This window comes from Micromonospora sp. WMMA2032 (assembly GCF_002688545.1).
Lineage (GTDB): Bacteria > Actinomycetota > Actinomycetes > Mycobacteriales > Micromonosporaceae > Micromonospora > Micromonospora sediminicola.
Genome location: NZ_CP024052.1, coordinates 923457 through 938078, shown reverse-complemented (window position 1 = coordinate 938078; position 14622 = coordinate 923457). Strand labels below are relative to the sequence as shown.

The following is a 14622-nucleotide window of genomic DNA, read 5'->3' as shown; positions in this document are numbered from 1 at the left end:
TTCGGCTGTGGGAACCGAGGAGCTGTATCCGGCCGGGCGACTGTCCGCGGCCCGGCGCGCCACCGCCGCGGCGGGCCTGGACGCGCTGCTGCTCACCCCCGGCTCCGACCTGCGCTGGCTGACCGGCTACGACGCCCGCGAGAGCGAGCGCCTCACCTGCCTGGTGCTGCCCGTCGAGGGCGAGCCCACGCTCGTGGTGCCGGTGCTGGAGCGCCCCGACGCCGAGGCCGCCCCCGGCGGCGGCTTCCGCATCGTCGACCACGCCGACGGCGACGACCCGTGGCCGCTGGTCCGCGCCGCGCTGCCCGGCCCGGTGCGCGCCGTCGGGATCGCCGACCGGATGTGGGCGCAGCAGGTGCTCGCGCTGCGCGCCGCGCTGCCGGACGCGGCCCAGCGGCTCGCCTCCGAGGTGCTGCGTGAGCTGCGGATCCGCAAGTCCCCGGCCGAGGTGGCGGCGCTGGCCGAGGCGGGCGCCGCGATCGACGCCGTGCACCGGCGGATGGGGCAGTGGCTGCGCCCGGGCCGCACCGAGCGGGAGGTCGCCGCCGACATCGCCGCGGCGATCCGCGCCGCCGGGCACGCCGAGGTGGACTTCGTCATCGTGGCCGCCGGCCCGCACGGCGCCAGCCCGCACCACGGCACCTCCGACCGGCCGATCGGCGCGGGCGAGCCGGTGGTGGTCGACATCGGCGGCACCATGCCCTCGGGCTACCGCTCCGACTGCACCCGCACCTACGTCGTAGGCGGCCCCGCGCCGGCCGGGTTCGTCGAGCTCTATGCGGTGCTGCGGGACGCGCAGCGCGCCGCCGTGGCCGCCGTGCGCCCCGGGGTGACCGCCGAGGACCTGGACGCGGTCGCCCGTGACATGATCACCGCCGCCGGTTTCGGCGACGCCTTCCTGCACCGCACCGGGCACGGCATCGGCCTCGACACCCACGAGGACCCGTACGTGGTGACCGGCAACCCGCGTCCGCTGGAGGCCGGCATGGCCTTCTCGGTCGAACCCGGGATCTACCTCGCCGGGCGGTACGGCGCCCGGATCGAGGACATCGTCGTCTGCACGACGGACGGCGGGCAACGGCTCAACACCACCCCCACGGAGCTCATCGCGCTATGAACGTCGACCGGATCCTGCCCACCGACGAGGCCCACGACCTGCTGGACCTCGCCACCGAGCTCGCCGACCGGGAGCTGGCCCCGAAGGCCGCCGGTTTCGAGGAGCGCGCCGAGTTCCCCCGCGAGGTGCTGCGCACGCTGGGCCGCGCCGGCCTGCTCGGCCTGCCGTACGCAGAGGAGCACGGCGGCGCCGCCCAGCCGTACGAGGTCTATCTGCAGGTGCTGGAGATCCTCGCCGGCCGGTGGCTGGCCGTGGCCGAGGCGGTCAGCGTGCACACGCTGTCCTGCTACCCGGTGGCGCAGTTCGGCTCCGACGAGCAGCGCAAGCTGCTGCCCGACATGATCGGCGGCGAGCTGCTGGGGGCATACTGCCTGTCCGAGCCGCAGGGCGGGTCGGACGCGGCGGCGTTGACCACCCGGGCGGTCCGCGACGGCGACGCGTACGTGGTGACCGGCACCAAGGCGTGGATCACCCACGCCCGGGTCGCGGACTTCTACAACATCTTCTGCCGCACCGGCGGGCCCGGCCCGAAGGGCATCTCCTGCCTGCTGGCCGACCGGGGCACGCCGGGCATCCACCCGCAGGCCGCCGAGCGGACCATGGGCCTGCACTCCTCGCCGGTGGCGCAGATCGCCTTCGACGACGCGCGGGTGCCCGCCGAGCGGCTGATCGGTGGCGAGGGCGCCGGGTTCACCATCGCCATGTCCGCGCTGGACTCCGGCCGCCTCGGCATCGCCGCCTGCGCGGTGGGGCTGGCGCAGGCGGCCCTGGACTACGCGGTCGGCTACGCCCGGGAGCGCCGGCAGTTCGGCCACGCGATCATCGACTTCCAGGGCCTCGGGTTCAACCTGGCCGACCACGCGACCCAGATCTCCGCCGCCCGCGCGCTCATGCTCGCCGCGGCGCGGCTGCGCGACGCCGGCCGGCCGTACTCGATCGAGGCGGCGAAGGCGAAGCTGTTCGCCACCGACGTGGCGATGCGGGTGACCACCGACGCGGTGCAGGTGCTCGGCGGCGCCGGCTACGTCGCCGACCACCCGGTGGAGCGCTACATGCGCGAGGCGAAGGTGCTGCAGATCGTGGAGGGCACCAACCAGATCCAGCGGCTGGTCATCTCCCGCGCCCTGGCCAAGGGCTAACCTGTCGCGGTGACCTTCCCCCGGATCACCGTCGACCCCGACGTCATGGGGGGTGCGCCCTGCGTGCGGCAGTCGCGCGTCCCCGTGGCCACCCTGCTGGCCATGATGGCCGAGGGCATGTCCGTCACCGACATCCTCACCGATCTGCCGTTCCTCGACGAGGAGGACATGGCGGAGGTGCTCAACTACGCCGCCGACGCGGTGCGCGACCGGACGGCGCGCTGAGCGTCACGCCGGCGGGCCGGGTGCGGCGTGGGAGCGCTTTTGCGGCTAGGCTGCGCCGCGTGGAGGAGATCGACCGCGCCATCGTCGCCGCGCTGACCGGGGACGGTCGGCTGTCGTACACGGACCTGGCCGAGCGGGTGGGCCTGTCGGTGTCCGCCGTGCACCAGCGGGTCCGCCGGCTGGAGCAGCGCGGCGTGGTCAAGGGGTACGCCGCTCGGGTGTCGTTCGAGGCGTTGGACCTGCCGCTGACCGCGTTCGTGGCGATCCGGCCGTTCGACCCGTCGCAGCCCGACGACGCGCCGGAGCGGCTGGCCCACCTGCCCGAGATCGACTCCTGCTACTCGGTCGCGGGGGAGGACTTCTATCTCCTGCTGGTGCGCGTGGCCGGTCCGGCCGATCTGGAACGGCTGCTGCAGGAGATCCGCACCTCGGCCAATGTCACCACCCGCACCACCGTGGTGCTGTCCACGCCGTATGAGAACCGCCCGCCGCGGATCAGTGCCGAGCTGCCCGGTCGGGGTCGGTCCCGGTCGGCGGCGGAGCCGGCAGGTTCCAGCGCCGGATGACCCGCCGGCCGTGCTCGTGGCCGAGCACGCTGAGCGTGGCCGTGTCGAGCCGCAGCAGTCCGCCGCCCGACGGGGGCAGGCCGATCCACCGCGCCCCGAGCACCCGCAGGCTGTGCCCGTGCCCGACCAGTGCGACGCTGCCCCGTTCCAGCAGCGGGGCGACCCGGGCGAGCACCCGGTCGAGTCGGGCGCCCACCTCGGCCGGTGACTCGCCGCCGGCTCCGCCGCCGTCGGTCCAGATGCTCCAGCCCGGCCGTTCTTCTCCGATGGCGTCGCTGGTGCGGCCCTCGTAGTCGCCGTAGTTCCATTCGGCCAGGTCGGGGTCGGTGGCGTCGACGGTCAGCCCGGCCAGGTGGGCGGTGCGGGTGGCGCGCTGCCGGGGGCTGGACAGCACCCGGACGAAGCGCCGGCCGGCGAGCAGGGGAGCGAGCGCGCGGGCCTGCCGCTCACCGTCGGGGGTCAGCTCCAGGTCGGTGTACGAGGTGTGCCGGTGGCTGGCGCTCCATGTGGTCTCGCCGTGCCGGATCAGCAGTATCTCGTTCACCCGCCCAGTCAACCACGCCCGTCGGGCCGGCACCGGGAACCACTCTGACCTATTGTCCTAGGACGCCTTAGGGGATGTGCGCCGGTCAACGGCGTTTGTCGAGCCCGGCACCGGGGACGCGACAAGGGCAAGCCGCACGCTGACGAGGAGGGCGACATGAGCTTCACCGACAAGGCGAAGATGAAGGCCCAGGAGATGAGCGGCATGGCCAAGGAGCGCATCGGCGACGCCACCGACAACGAGCGGTTGCGGGCCGAGGGCGCCAGTGAGCAGAGCGCGGCACGGGCGCGTCAGGCCGGGCAGGACGTCAAGCAGGCCGGTCGCGACGTCAAGGACGCCTTCGAGAAGTGACCTGGACGCACGTCGCCCCCGCCGGCTGAGCCGGCGGGGGCGACGGTGTGCGGCGCGACGGTCAGTCGTCGCGGTGGGCGTGCCACCAGGACTGGCCCGCCTCGGGCAGGGTGTCGATCGGGTCGTAGTACGCGTAGCGCTTGTTGAGCGCCTCAAGGTCGGCGGACTCGATCGAGGTGCGGTAGTTCTTGGTCCAGTAGGAGATGCCGCGCTCACGGTCGTAGTCGGTGAGCATGTGCACCCAGCGCTTGCCGACGAACGGGACGTCGCAGACGATCCGCGGGGTGGCGTAGCCGGGCAGGTAGCCCATGATGTCGTGCTGGAGCTGCTGGGCGTGCCAGACCGGGACCCGCCAGTGCTCCGCGTTGGGGATCATGTCGCACATGTAGAAGTAGTACGGCAGGATGCCCGCCTCGCCCTGCAGCGCGAAGCACAGGTCGAGCAGGTCGGCGCTGGTGGCGTTGACGCCGCGCATGAGCACGCCCTGGTTGCGGACGTCGCGGACGCCGACGTCGAGCGCGGTCTGGGCGGCCTTGGCGACCAGCGGGGTCAGCGACTGGGCGTGGTTGACGTGGGTGTGGATGGCCAGGTTGACGCCGCGCCGGGCGGCGGTGCGGGCGACCCGTTCGAGGCCCTCGACCACGTCGGGCTGGAGCCAGTGCTGGGGCAGACCCATGAGCGCCTTGGTGGCGAGCCGGATGTCGCGGATCGTCTCGATCTCCAGCAGGCGCATCAGGTAGGACTCGAGGTTGCGCCACGGCACGTTGGCGACGTCGCCGCCGGAGACGACCACGTCCCGGACGCCGGGGTGGGCCTTGAGGTAGGTGATGTGGGCGTCGTAGCGGTCGACCGGCTTGAGGGTGAGCTTGAGCTTGTCGACGGCGGGGGTGGAGTTGCCGACGAGGTCCATGCGGGTGCAGTGGCCGCAGTACTGCGGGCAGGTGGAGAGCAGCTCGGCGAGGACCTTGGTGGGGTAGCGGTGGGTGAGTCCCTCGGCGACCCACATGTCGTGTTCGTGGAGGCTGTCGCGGCTGGCGTAGGGGTGTGAGGGCCAGTCGGTGCGCCGGTCGGAGGCGACCGGGATCATGTAGCGGCGGACCGGGTCGGCGAGCAGCGCCTCGGTGCTCATGGGCGCGAACGGCACCATGGTGTTGAGCATCTGCGGGGGCACCAGCATGGACATGGTGGCCAGGGCCTTCTGGTCGGCCTCCAGGTCGGCGTAGAAGGTCTCGTCGACGGTGTCGCCGAGGACGGTGCGCAGCTGCTTGATGTTCTTGACGCAGTTGACGCGCTGCCACTGGGCGCTCTCCCACTGGTCGCGGGTGACGTGGCGCCAGCCGGGGAAGCGGGTCCAGTCGGGTTCGACCAGGGGTGCGCGCCGGTATTCGTAGGGCTGTCCGGCGGTGGGGACGGCGACGGGCGCGGGGCGGGACGTCGGGATGGTCTCCACCGGTTGGGTCTGGGTCACGGCCCCTCCTCGTCGTGCGGTGCGGTTGATCAGCGGGTGCGAACGCTACTGGAAAATCTGCGGTAAAGAAATTAGTCTGCCGGAAGTTTTCCCGCGACGCGAGCCCTGACCGGGGGTTCGGGCGGCTGGACATAGGGGGTCGGCGTGACGTCACCGGTGGGTCTGCACCGAGTCGTGGAACCGGCGGGGGTGCTGCCGCAGGCGGCCTGGCGGCTGGACGCCGACCCCCGGATCGCGGCGAACGAGGTGCGGATCCGGGTCGAGCGGCTGAACCTGGACGCGGCGAGTTTCCGGCAGTTGGCGGAGAAGCACGGCGGGGACGGGGAGAAGGTCCGCGCCGAGGTGCTGGAGATCATCTCGACCCGGGGGAAGATGCAGAACCCGGTGACCGGGTCGGGCGGCATGCTGATCGGCACGGTGGAGGAGGCGGGTCGCCGCTCGCCGCTGGGGTTGCGGCCGGGGGACCGGGTGGCGACGTTGGTGTCGTTGACGCTGACGCCGTTGACGATCACCGACGGCCTGGCCCGGTGGGACGGGCGCAGCGAGCAGGTGCCGTGCGACGGGTACGCGATCCTGTTCGCGCGGTCGATCGCGGCGGTGCTGCCGGCGGATCTGCACCCGGAGCTGTCGCTCGCCGTGCTGGACGTGTGCGGGGCGCCGGCGTTGACGTCGCGGGTGGTGGCCGAGCAGGTGGCGCGGCGGGCGCGGGAGGGTGATCCGCGTCCGGTGTCGGTGGCGGTGATCGGCGGGGCCGGCAAGAGCGGGTCGCTGTCGCTGGCCGCGGCGCGGCGGGCGGGCGCCGGCCGTACGGTCGGGGTGGTGCCGGTGGCCGCGGAGCGGGACGCGCTGACGGCGGCCGGGGTGGCCGACGTGGTGGCGTTGGCGGACGCCCGGGATCCGGTGGGTCTGTCGACGGCGGTGACGACGGCGTTGGGCGTGCCGGCGGACGTGACGGTGGTGTGCGTGGACGTGCCGGGGTGTGAGCACGGCGCGGTGCTGGCCACGGCGGACGGCGGTACGGTGATCTTCTTCTCGATGGCGACGAGTTTCGCGGCGGCGGCGTTGGGCGCGGAGGGCCTGGCGGCGGACGTGACGATGCTGGTGGGCAACGGGTACGTGCCGGGGCACGCGGAGTTGGCGTTGGAGTTGTTGCGCGCCGAGCCGGGGGTGCGCGGGCTGTTCGAGGCGCGGCTGGCGGCAGACTGAGGCCATGACGAACCCCTCGACGCTGTATCGCGGTGGAGTGCTGCACTGTCCGGCCGACCCGAGCGCGACGGCGCTGCTGGTGCGGGACGGGCGGATCGCCTGGTTGGGTGCGGACGCGGACGCGCCGGTGGCCGATCGGGTGGTGGACCTGGGCGGGGCGTTGGTGACGCCGGCGTTCGTGGACGCGCACGTGCACGCGACGGACACGGGTCTGGCCCTGTCGGGGTTGGATCTGTCGGCGGTGCGGTCGGCCGGTGAGCTGCTGGAGGCGGTGGCGGCGTTCGCGGCGGGGTTGCCGGGCGACGCGGTGGTGCTGGGGCACGGTTGGGACGAGTCGACGTGGGCGGCGCCGGTGGTGCCGGACGCGGCGGCGTTGGACCGGGCGGCCGGGGGGCGGCGGGTGTACCTGTCGCAGGCGTCGATCCATTCGGCGTTGGTGTCGGCGGCGTTGCTGGCGGCGTGTCCGGATGTGGTGGCGGCGCCCGGGTACGACGCGTCGGGCTGGTTGCGGCGGGACGCGCACCATGTGGTGCGGGAGGTGGCGCTGGGGTCGGTGTCGGCGGCGCAGCGGGTGGCGGCGCAGCGGGCGGCGTTGCGGCACGCGGCGTCGTTGGGGATCGCGGCGGTGCATGAGTGCGGTGGTCCGGGGACGTCGGACGAGTCGGACTTCACGGGTCTGCTGGCGGTGTCCGGGGACGGGGTGCCGGAGGTGTACGGGTACTGGGGTGAGCTGCTGGGTGCGGCGAAGGCCCGGGACCTGGGTGCGGTGGGCGCGGGCGGGGACCTGTACGCGGACGGGGCGTTGGGGTCGCGGACGGCGCACGTGTCGGCGGCGTACCTGGACGGTGAGCCGGGGGCGTGCGGGCACGGGTACGTGACGGCGGAGCAGGTGCGTGATCATCTGGTGGACTGCGCGGCGCACGGGATGCAGGGCGGGTTCCACGCGATCGGGGACGCGGCGATCGGCACGGTGCTGGAGGGGTTCGCGGCGGCGGCGCGGACGTTGGGCACGGATCGGGTGCGGGCGGCGCGGCACCGGGTGGAGCACGCGGAGATCATGAGCAAGCGGTTGATCGCCGGGTTCGTGGAGTACGGGATCGTGGCGTCGATGCAGCCGGCGTTCGACCGGTTGTGGGGTGGCGCGGGTCGGATGTACGAGTCGCGGTTGGGTCTGGCCCGGTCGTTGGAGTCGAATCCGATGGGTGCGATGCACGGGGTCGGGGTGGCGTTGGCGTTCGGGTCGGATTCGCCGGTGACGCCGCTGGATCCGTGGGGGTCGGTGCGGGCGGCGGCGGCGCACCACAACCCGGGGCAGCGGATGAGTGTGCGGGCGGCGTTCGCGGCGCACTCGCGCGGTGGTTGGCGGGCGGTGCACCTGGACAACGAGGGTGTGTTGGCGTTGGGCGCGCCGGCGACGTTCGCGGTGTGGGACACCCCGGCGGGGGTGGAGCGGGGTCTGCCGGTGTTGCAGGCGGAGGACCCGGAGGCGCGGGGTCCGGAGGATCCGACGCCGCTGCCGGTGTGCCGGGCCACGGTGTTGCGCGGTGACGTGATCTATCAGGAAGGCAGTTCGTGACAGGGAAGCTTGGGCTGGATCCGGCGTTGGTGGCGCGGGCGCGGGAGTTGGCGCGTCGGGCCGGGCAGCCGGTGGTGGATCTGGCGCGCAGCCACACCACGGTGTCGGTGGAGCGGGCGGTGCTGCGGTTGGCCGGGGTGACCGGCGCGGACCCGGACGGCATCCCGTGGGTGAACCGTCTGGTGGACGCGGTGGTGGCCGACGTGGGGCTGGGCCACGGGGTGGCGGTGCCGGTGTTCGACGCGATGGCGCGGGAGGGCGTGTCGGACGTGACGTTGCTGGCGCAGAAGGCCGCGGCGGGGTCGGTGCGGTTCGCGCAGCCGACGCCGAAGGCGGCGACGGCTGCTCGGCGGGCCGCGCGTCGGGCGGTGGCGGCGGGGGTGCGGCAGATCGACCGGCGGCGCGCCGAGCGGGACCGTCTGGTGAAGCGGCACGGGGATCCGAAGCAGCGGCCGTGGATCTATCTGATCGTGGCGACCGGTGACATCTACGAGGACATCCCGCAGGCGCAGGCGGCGGCGCGGGCCGGCGCGGACGTGATCGCGGTGATCCGGTCGACGGGGCAGTCGCTGTTGGACTACGTACCGGAGGGGGCGACCCGGGAGGGGTTCGCGGGCACGTACGCGACGCAGGAGAACTTCCGGCTGATGCGGGCGGCGTTGGACGAGTCGTCGCGGGAGTTGGGCCGGTACGTGCGGCTGACGAACTACGCGTCGGGGCTGTGCATGCCGGAGATGGCGACGTTGGCCGGCCTGGAGCGGCTGGACATGATGCTCAACGACTCGATGTACGGGATCCTGTTCCGTGACATCAATCCGATCCGTACGTTCGTGGACCAGCGGTTCTCGCGGCAGGTGCACGCGCGGGCGGGGATCATCATCAACACCGGTGAGGACAATTACCTGACCACCGCGGACGCGGTGGACGAGGCGCACACGGTGACGGTGTCGCAGTTGCTCAACGAGTTCTTCGCGCACGAGGCGGGGTTGTCCGACGGGTTGCTGGGGTTGGGGCACGCGTTCGAGATCAACCCGGAGGTGCCGGAGTCGTTCCGGTTGGAGTTGGCGCATGCGTTGCTGGCGCGGGAGTTGTTCCCGGACGCGCCGTTGAAGTGGATGCCGCCGACGAAGCACATGACCGGGGACGTGTTCCGGGGCAACCTGCTGGACGGGTTCTTCAACCTGGTCGGGACCATGACCGGGCAGGGCATCCTGCTGGTGGGGATGATGACCGAGGCGGTGGTGACGCCGTGGTTGTCGGACCGGGACATCGCGTTGCAGAACGTGCGGTACGTGCTGGGTGCGGCGGGCGGGTTGCACGAGGACTTCGTGCCGGCGCCGGGCGGGTTCATCCAGCAGCGGGCGCACCGGGTGCTCGGTGAGGCGGTGGACCTGCTGGAGCGCATCGGTGAGCAGTCGCTGTTGACGGCGATCGCGGAGGGCACGTTCGGGATCATGAAGCGGCCCGCGGACCGGGGCAAGGGTCTCGACGGGGTCGCGCGGCACGAGGCCGACTACTTCAACCCGGCCACCGAGATCCTGGAGCGGCAACCCTGATGAGTGAGAAGAAGATCGTGCGGCCGTACGGGGACACCACCGGTGACGGCATGGTGCAGGTGTCGTTCACGTTGCCGGTGCCGCACAACAAGCGGGCCGAGGGCGCCGCGGTGCAGTTGGCCAACAGGATGGGCATGGACCCGGCGATGCTGGTGCACGCCAAGCCGATCGGTGACGGGTTCACCTTCTTCGTGGTCTACGGGCGGGTGAACCACCTGGTGGACCTGGACCAGGTGCAGGTGGTGGAACGGGACTTCCCGCTGCTGTCGGCCAAGGAGGTCAACACGGTGGTGAAGCAGCGGATGCGGCGCAAGCTGTCGGTGGTGGGCGCCTGCATCGGCACGGACGCGCACACCGTGGGCATCGACGCGATCCTGAACGTCAAGGGCATCGCGGGGGAGAAGGGCCTGGAGTACTACCGGGAGTTGAAGGTCACCAACATGGGCGCGCAGGTCAGCGTGCCGGAGTTGGTGGAGGCGGCCCGGGCGGAGAAGGCCGACGCGGTGCTGGTGTCGCAGGTGGTGACGCAGCGCGACGCGCACCTGCACAACACGCGGGAGATGTCGGCGGCGTTCCGGGAGGCGATGCCGGCGGGGAAGCGGCCGCTGCTGATCGTCGGTGGGCCGCGGTTCGACGAGACGATGACCGGCGAGTTGGGCGTCGACCGGATCTTCGGTCGCGGCACCACCCCGGGCGAGGTCGCCAGTTACCTCGTCCACGCGTTGATCACCTCCAGGAAGGCGAGCAGTTGAGCGAGCAGGATCCCCGGCTGGGGTTGACCGTCACCCACCGCCGGTACGTGCCGTACGCCCACGCGCACTACGCGGGGAACCTGGTCGACGGGGCGTACGCGTTGGGGTTGTTCGGTGACGTGGCCACGGAGGTGTGCATCCGCACCGACGGCGACGAGGGGCTGTTCGCCGGCTATTCGGACGTGCGGTTCACCGCGCCGATCCGGGCCGGTGACGTGGTGGAGGTGACGGCGCAGGTGGCCCGCGTGGGCTCGCGCAGCCGGACGCTGGAGTTGAGCTGCGCGGTGGTGTGCCGGGGCCGCCCGGACCGGGGCGAGTCGGCGGCCGAGGTGCTGGACCCTCCGATCGTCGCGGTCACCGCCACCGGCACCGTGGTCGTGCCGCCGGCCCCGTGAGCGCGAGGAGCGAGCCGGTCCTGCGAGCCCCGCAGTCGCGAACGAAGACCAGCCCCGTGAGCGCGAGGAGCGAGCCGGTCCTGCGAGCCCCGCAGTCGCGAACGAAGACCAGCCCCGTGAGCGCGAGGAGCGAGCCGGTCCTGCGAGCCCCGCGAGCGACGGGCGGCCGCGCGTGAACGTGGCGGTGTGCGCCGACGTCGGGTCGACGTACACGAAGGCGGCGGTGGTCGACCTCGACGGCGGTCGGCTGGTCGGCGCGGCGTCCGCGCCGACCACGGTCGGCACGGACGTGCTGCACGGCCTGGACGCCGCGGTCGGCGCGGCCACCGCGTCGGCCGGCGTGGGTGACGTGCCGTGGTACGTGTGCTCGTCGGCCGGTGGTGGGCTGCGCCTGGCGGTGATCGGCTACGAGCCCCTCGTCACGGCGCAGGCGGGCCGGCGGGTGGGTCTGTCGGCGGGTGCGAACGTGGTGCATGTGGCCGCGGGCCGGCTCGGCGCGGCCGAGGTGTCGGCGTTGCGGGCGGCCCGCCCGGACGTGGTGCTGCTGGTGGGTGGCACCGACGGCGGTGACGCCGACACCCTCACCCACAACGCGACCCGGCTGGCGCGGGCCCGCTGGCGGGTTCCGGTGGTGCTGGCCGGCAACGCCGACGTCCGCGACGACCTGCACGCCGTGCTGGTGGCGGCGGGGGTGCCGGTCACCTGCGCGGACAATGTGCTGCCCCGCATCGGGGTGCTGGCGCCCGCGCCGGCCCGGGCGGCGATCCGCGAGGTGTTCCTGCGGCACGTCATCGGCGGTAAGCGGCTGTCGCGGGGCACCCGGTTCGCGCGGCTGGTCCGCGCGGCGACGCCCGACGCGGTGCTGACCGGGGTGGAGGTCCTCGCCGACACCCTCGGCGGTGACCTGGCCGTGGTGGACGTGGGCGGGGCCACCACCGACGTGTACTCGGTGCTCACCCCCGACGAGCGCGACAGCGGCCCCGGTCAGGAGGTCGCCGGGACGCTGTGGCGGGCCCGCACCGTCGAGGGGGACCTGGGCATGCGGTGGAGCGCGCCGGGTGTGGTGCGGGCCGCCGCCGAGGAGCGGCTGCTCGACCCGGGGGAGCAGGGGCCGTTGGCCGAGGCGGCGGCGGTGCGGGCCGCCGACCCGGGGTTTCTGGCCGCCGGTGACGCCGAGCGGGCCGCCGACCGGCGCATCGCGACGCTCGCGGCGACGGTGGCGTTGCGGCGGCACGCCCGGGGCGCGGCCACCGGGGAACGCGCCGGCCGGGACCTGCGGGAGGTGCGGCTGCTCGTCGGCTCCGGCGGGGTGCTGCGCCACGCCGAGGCGGGTCATGCGGCGGCGGTGCTCGACGCGGTGCTCACCGACCACGCCGGTGGGTGGCCGTTGCCGCGCGCCGCCCGGCCGGTCGTCGACGTCGACTACGTGCTGGCCGCCGCCGGGCTGCTCGCCGACGAGCATCCGGGTGCGGCGGCGGCGGTGCTGCGGCACCACCTCGCCGGCTGACCGAGCGTCCACGGATCGAGACGCGCCGACGCGACACGCCGTGGCGCAACACACGACAGGCCGGGGTGGGTTGACAGCGGCGGGGGTCTACGCCGTACCGTCTTTGAGTCCTACTACGGGAAGCGGCTGTTGTTCGCTTCGTCCCTTCGTCCGCTGGCCGAGTGACCGGAAGGTTGCGGCGGCCAGGTCCAGCGGGCGGGGGTCGGCGGGGCGGCGCGAACCGGCCGCGGTTACCGGTGTACGGGCAGGGTGAGAGGAACGGCCAGTAGACAACGGCCAGGCGGGGGCAGCCAGTCCACGTCCGGTCGGTCCGAAGGTCGGCGCCGATCGTCCTCGCCCCACCGGCCGGGGAGGGCCTGGGAGCATCGGGGCGCGGCTTAGGCCGCGCCCCGATTTCCGTCACCGGCCGGGTCAGTGGCCGAGCCGCTGGTAGCGGCGCACCGCCGCCGGGGCGGCCACCGCGATCAGCGCCAGCGGCCAGGCGATCGCCAGCAGCAGCGCGTGCCGTGCCGGCCAGGAGTCCGCGCCGACACCCGGATTGCCGAACAGGTCCCGCACGGCCGCCACCGTCGCCGACAGCGGGTTCCACGCCGCGACCGCGCCCAGCCAGTCGGGCATCAGTTCCGGCGCCACGAACACGTTCGACAGCGCGGTCAGCGGAAACGCCAGTGGGAACACCACCACCCCGACCGTGTCGGGGTTCGGCACCAGCAGGCCCAGCAGGATCCCCACCCAGGTCAGCGCGGCGCGCAGGAGCAGGATCAGCGCCACCGCCCCGAGTGCGGCGAGCAGGCCCTCACGCCACCGCCAGCCCACCAGCAGGCCGCACACCACGAGGGTGGCCATCTCCAGGCACGCCCGCACCAGGTCCGCGCCGGCCCGCCCGGACAGCGGCGCCGAGCGGGCCATCGGCAGGGAGCGGAAACGGTCCACCACGCCGCGGCCGGCGTCGACCGCGATCGCCGAGGCGGTGGCGCCGAGGCCGTAGAGCATCGTCATGACGAACACCCCGGGCAGCAGGAACTCCCGGTAGCTGCCGTCGCCGGGCACCGCCATGCCGCTGCCGAACACGTAGCCGAACACCAGCACGAACATGATCGGCAGGGTGAAGTAGAGCACGATCTCCTCGGGGGAGCGGACCACGTGCCGCAGATTCCGTCCGGCCATCACCCAGCCGTCGACGAGCGCCGTCACGCCGGCACCTCCGCACGCTGCCGCGCGTGCGCGGTGTGGCCGGTCAACCGCAGGAACGCCTCGTCCAGCGTGGGTCGCCGCACCAGCACGTCCTCCACCTCCACCCCGCCGTCGGTCAGCTCCCGCAGCACGGCGGTGAGCACGGCGATCCGGTCGGTGACCGGCGCGTCCACGCGGCGCAGCTCCCCGTCCACCGTCACCGCCGCCCCGGTGGCCCGTTGCAGCACCGTCGCCGCCGCCGGCACGTCCGCCGCGCGTCGCACCACCAGCTCGATGCGGTCGGCGCCGATGCGCGCCTTGAGCTGCTGCGGGGTGCCCTCGGCCACCACCCGGCCGGCGTCGAGCACGCACACCCGGTCGGCGAGCTGGTCGGCCTCCTCCAGGTACTGGGTGCACAACAGCACCGTGGTGCCGTCGGCGACCAGCTCCCGCACCGCCGTCCACAACCCGTTGCGGCTGCGCGGGTCCAACCCGGTGGTCGGCTCGTCGAGGAACAGCACCCGTGGCGGCACGACCAGGCTGGCGGCCAGGTCCAGGCGGCGGCGCATCCCACCGGAGTAGGTGCCGGCCGACCGGTCCGCCACCGCGGCCAACCCGAAACGGTCCAGCAGCTCGTCGGCGCGGCGACGGGCGGTACCCGCCGGCAGGCGCCGCAGCCGGCCGAACAGCACCAGGTTCTGCCGGCCGCTGAGCACCTCGTCGACGGCCGCGTACTGCCCGGTCAGGCTGATCGCCTCGCGTACCCGATCCGGGCGCGCGGCCACGTCGTGTCCGGCGACCCGGGCCCGGCCGCCGTCTCCGCGCAGCAGCGTGGTCAGGATCCGCACCGCCGTGGTCTTGCCCGCCCCGTTGGGGCCGAGCATCCCGCACACCGTGCCCGCCGGAACCGCCAGGTCGAACCCGTCCAGGGCGGTGGTCGGGCCGTACCGCTTGCGTAACCCCTCGGCCAGCACGGCCGTCGTCTCATCGGTCATGGCGCCAGCGTCACCGGCGCCGCTGACCGGGGGCGCACCGCGCGCTGACCGG

At 73.5% G+C, this 14622-nt stretch carries 15 protein-coding genes; 11 read left to right on the top strand and 4 right to left on the bottom strand.

Going from position 1 to position 14622, the window contains the following annotated elements; translation table 11 throughout:
• The first annotated feature begins 7 nt into the window (after window positions 1–7).
• From CO540_RS04425 to CO540_RS04410, 4 genes are read left to right on the top strand one after another with little or no spacing between them, the layout of a single operon-like run.
• Window positions 8–1117 carry a Xaa-Pro peptidase family protein gene (locus CO540_RS04425; protein ID WP_099161010.1) on the top strand — a complete coding sequence of 370 codons (1110 nt, stop codon included), beginning with the start codon at window positions 8–10 and terminating at the stop codon, window positions 1115–1117.
• A complete protein-coding gene (locus tag CO540_RS04420) occupies window positions 1114–2256 on the top strand; it encodes an acyl-CoA dehydrogenase family protein (protein WP_099161009.1) in 1143 nt (380 codons plus the stop codon). Before CO540_RS04425 ends, CO540_RS04420 begins: the two co-directional genes overlap by 4 nt.
• 9 nt (window positions 2257–2265) lie before the next feature.
• Window positions 2266–2481 carry a DUF433 domain-containing protein gene (locus CO540_RS04415; RefSeq protein ID WP_091574488.1) on the top strand — a complete coding sequence of 72 codons (216 nt, stop codon included), beginning with the start codon at window positions 2266–2268 and terminating at the stop codon, window positions 2479–2481.
• 59 nt (window positions 2482–2540) lie between these two features.
• A complete protein-coding gene (locus CO540_RS04410) occupies window positions 2541–3047 on the top strand; it encodes an Lrp/AsnC family transcriptional regulator (RefSeq protein WP_099161008.1) in 507 nt (168 codons plus the stop codon).
• Here the strand turns inward: CO540_RS04410 and CO540_RS04405 are convergent.
• The gene (locus CO540_RS04405; protein ID WP_099161007.1) at window positions 2977–3591 is read right to left on the bottom strand and encodes a histidine phosphatase family protein; all 615 of its coding nucleotides are present in this window, start codon (window positions 3589–3591) and stop codon (window positions 2977–2979) included. The two genes, CO540_RS04410 and CO540_RS04405, sit on opposite strands and share 71 nt — an antisense overlap.
• Before the next feature lie 156 nt (window positions 3592–3747).
• Between CO540_RS04405 and CO540_RS04400 the strand changes: the two genes are divergently transcribed.
• Complete coding sequence (locus CO540_RS04400; protein WP_098744865.1) at window positions 3748–3942, top strand: CsbD family protein; 195 nt, start codon at window positions 3748–3750, stop codon at window positions 3940–3942.
• 61 nt (window positions 3943–4003) lie between these two features.
• Here the strand turns inward: CO540_RS04400 and CO540_RS04395 are convergent, their stop codons facing one another.
• Entirely contained in the window at window positions 4004–5410 is a 1407-nt protein-coding gene (locus tag CO540_RS04395) for a KamA family radical SAM protein (protein WP_098744863.1), read from the bottom strand.
• A gap of 156 nt (window positions 5411–5566) precedes the next feature.
• Here CO540_RS04395 and CO540_RS04390 point away from each other — a divergent pair, with 156 nt between their 5' ends.
• The 6 genes from CO540_RS04390 (at window position 5567) to CO540_RS04365 (ending at window position 12402) form a co-directional block, all read left to right on the top strand.
• Window positions 5567–6616 (top strand): zinc-binding alcohol dehydrogenase, encoded by a 1050-nt coding sequence (locus tag CO540_RS04390; RefSeq protein ID WP_172967981.1) that lies wholly within the window; start codon window positions 5567–5569, stop codon window positions 6614–6616.
• Window positions 6617–6620: 4 nt separating this feature from the next.
• Window positions 6621–8192, top strand: a complete 1572-nt coding sequence (locus tag CO540_RS04385) for an amidohydrolase (protein WP_099161006.1) — start codon at window positions 6621–6623, stop codon at window positions 8190–8192.
• The gene (locus CO540_RS04380; protein WP_099161005.1) at window positions 8189–9748 is read left to right on the top strand and encodes a lysine 5,6-aminomutase subunit alpha; all 1560 of its coding nucleotides are present in this window, start codon (window positions 8189–8191) and stop codon (window positions 9746–9748) included. The genes CO540_RS04385 and CO540_RS04380 overlap by 4 nt, the downstream gene beginning before the upstream one ends.
• Window positions 9748–10500: an OAM dimerization domain-containing protein gene (locus CO540_RS04375; RefSeq protein ID WP_099161004.1), complete on the top strand. Its 753-nt coding sequence runs from the start codon at window positions 9748–9750 to the stop codon at window positions 10498–10500. The genes CO540_RS04380 and CO540_RS04375 overlap by 1 nt, the downstream gene beginning before the upstream one ends.
• A complete protein-coding gene (locus CO540_RS04370) occupies window positions 10497–10895 on the top strand; it encodes a hotdog domain-containing protein (RefSeq protein WP_172967784.1) in 399 nt (132 codons plus the stop codon). The genes CO540_RS04375 and CO540_RS04370 overlap by 4 nt, the downstream gene beginning before the upstream one ends.
• Window positions 10896–11067: 172 nt before the next feature.
• Complete coding sequence (locus tag CO540_RS04365) at window positions 11068–12402, top strand: glutamate mutase L (protein ID WP_099161003.1); 1335 nt, start codon at window positions 11068–11070, stop codon at window positions 12400–12402.
• Between the two features lie 411 nt (window positions 12403–12813).
• On the opposite strand, the gene CO540_RS04360 is transcribed toward CO540_RS04365, so the two are convergent.
• Window positions 12814–13596 carry an ABC transporter permease gene (locus tag CO540_RS04360; protein WP_245666399.1) on the bottom strand — a complete coding sequence of 261 codons (783 nt, stop codon included), beginning with the start codon at window positions 13594–13596 and terminating at the stop codon, window positions 12814–12816.
• Window positions 13593–14570: an ATP-binding cassette domain-containing protein gene (locus CO540_RS04355; protein WP_099161002.1), complete on the bottom strand. Its 978-nt coding sequence runs from the start codon at window positions 14568–14570 to the stop codon at window positions 13593–13595. Before CO540_RS04355 ends, CO540_RS04360 begins: the two co-directional genes overlap by 4 nt.
• Window positions 14571–14622: the final 52 nt, after the last annotated feature.

Bases quoted from the DNA above. Each gene is read 5' to 3' on its own strand.
- CO540_RS04375 (WP_099161004.1), top strand. From the start codon at position 9,748: ATGAGTGAGAAGAAGATCGTGCGGCCGTACGGGGACACCACCGGTGAC.
- CO540_RS04385 (WP_099161006.1), top strand. From the start codon at position 6,621: ATGACGAACCCCTCGACGCTGTATCGCGGTGGAGTGCTGCACTGTCCG.
- CO540_RS04420 (WP_099161009.1), top strand. From the start codon at position 1,114: ATGAACGTCGACCGGATCCTGCCCACCGACGAGGCCCACGACCTGCTG.
- CO540_RS04355 (WP_099161002.1), bottom strand. From the start codon at position 14,570: ATGACCGATGAGACGACGGCCGTGCTGGCCGAGGGGTTACGCAAGCGG.
- CO540_RS04400 (WP_098744865.1), top strand. From the start codon at position 3,748: ATGAGCTTCACCGACAAGGCGAAGATGAAGGCCCAGGAGATGAGCGGC.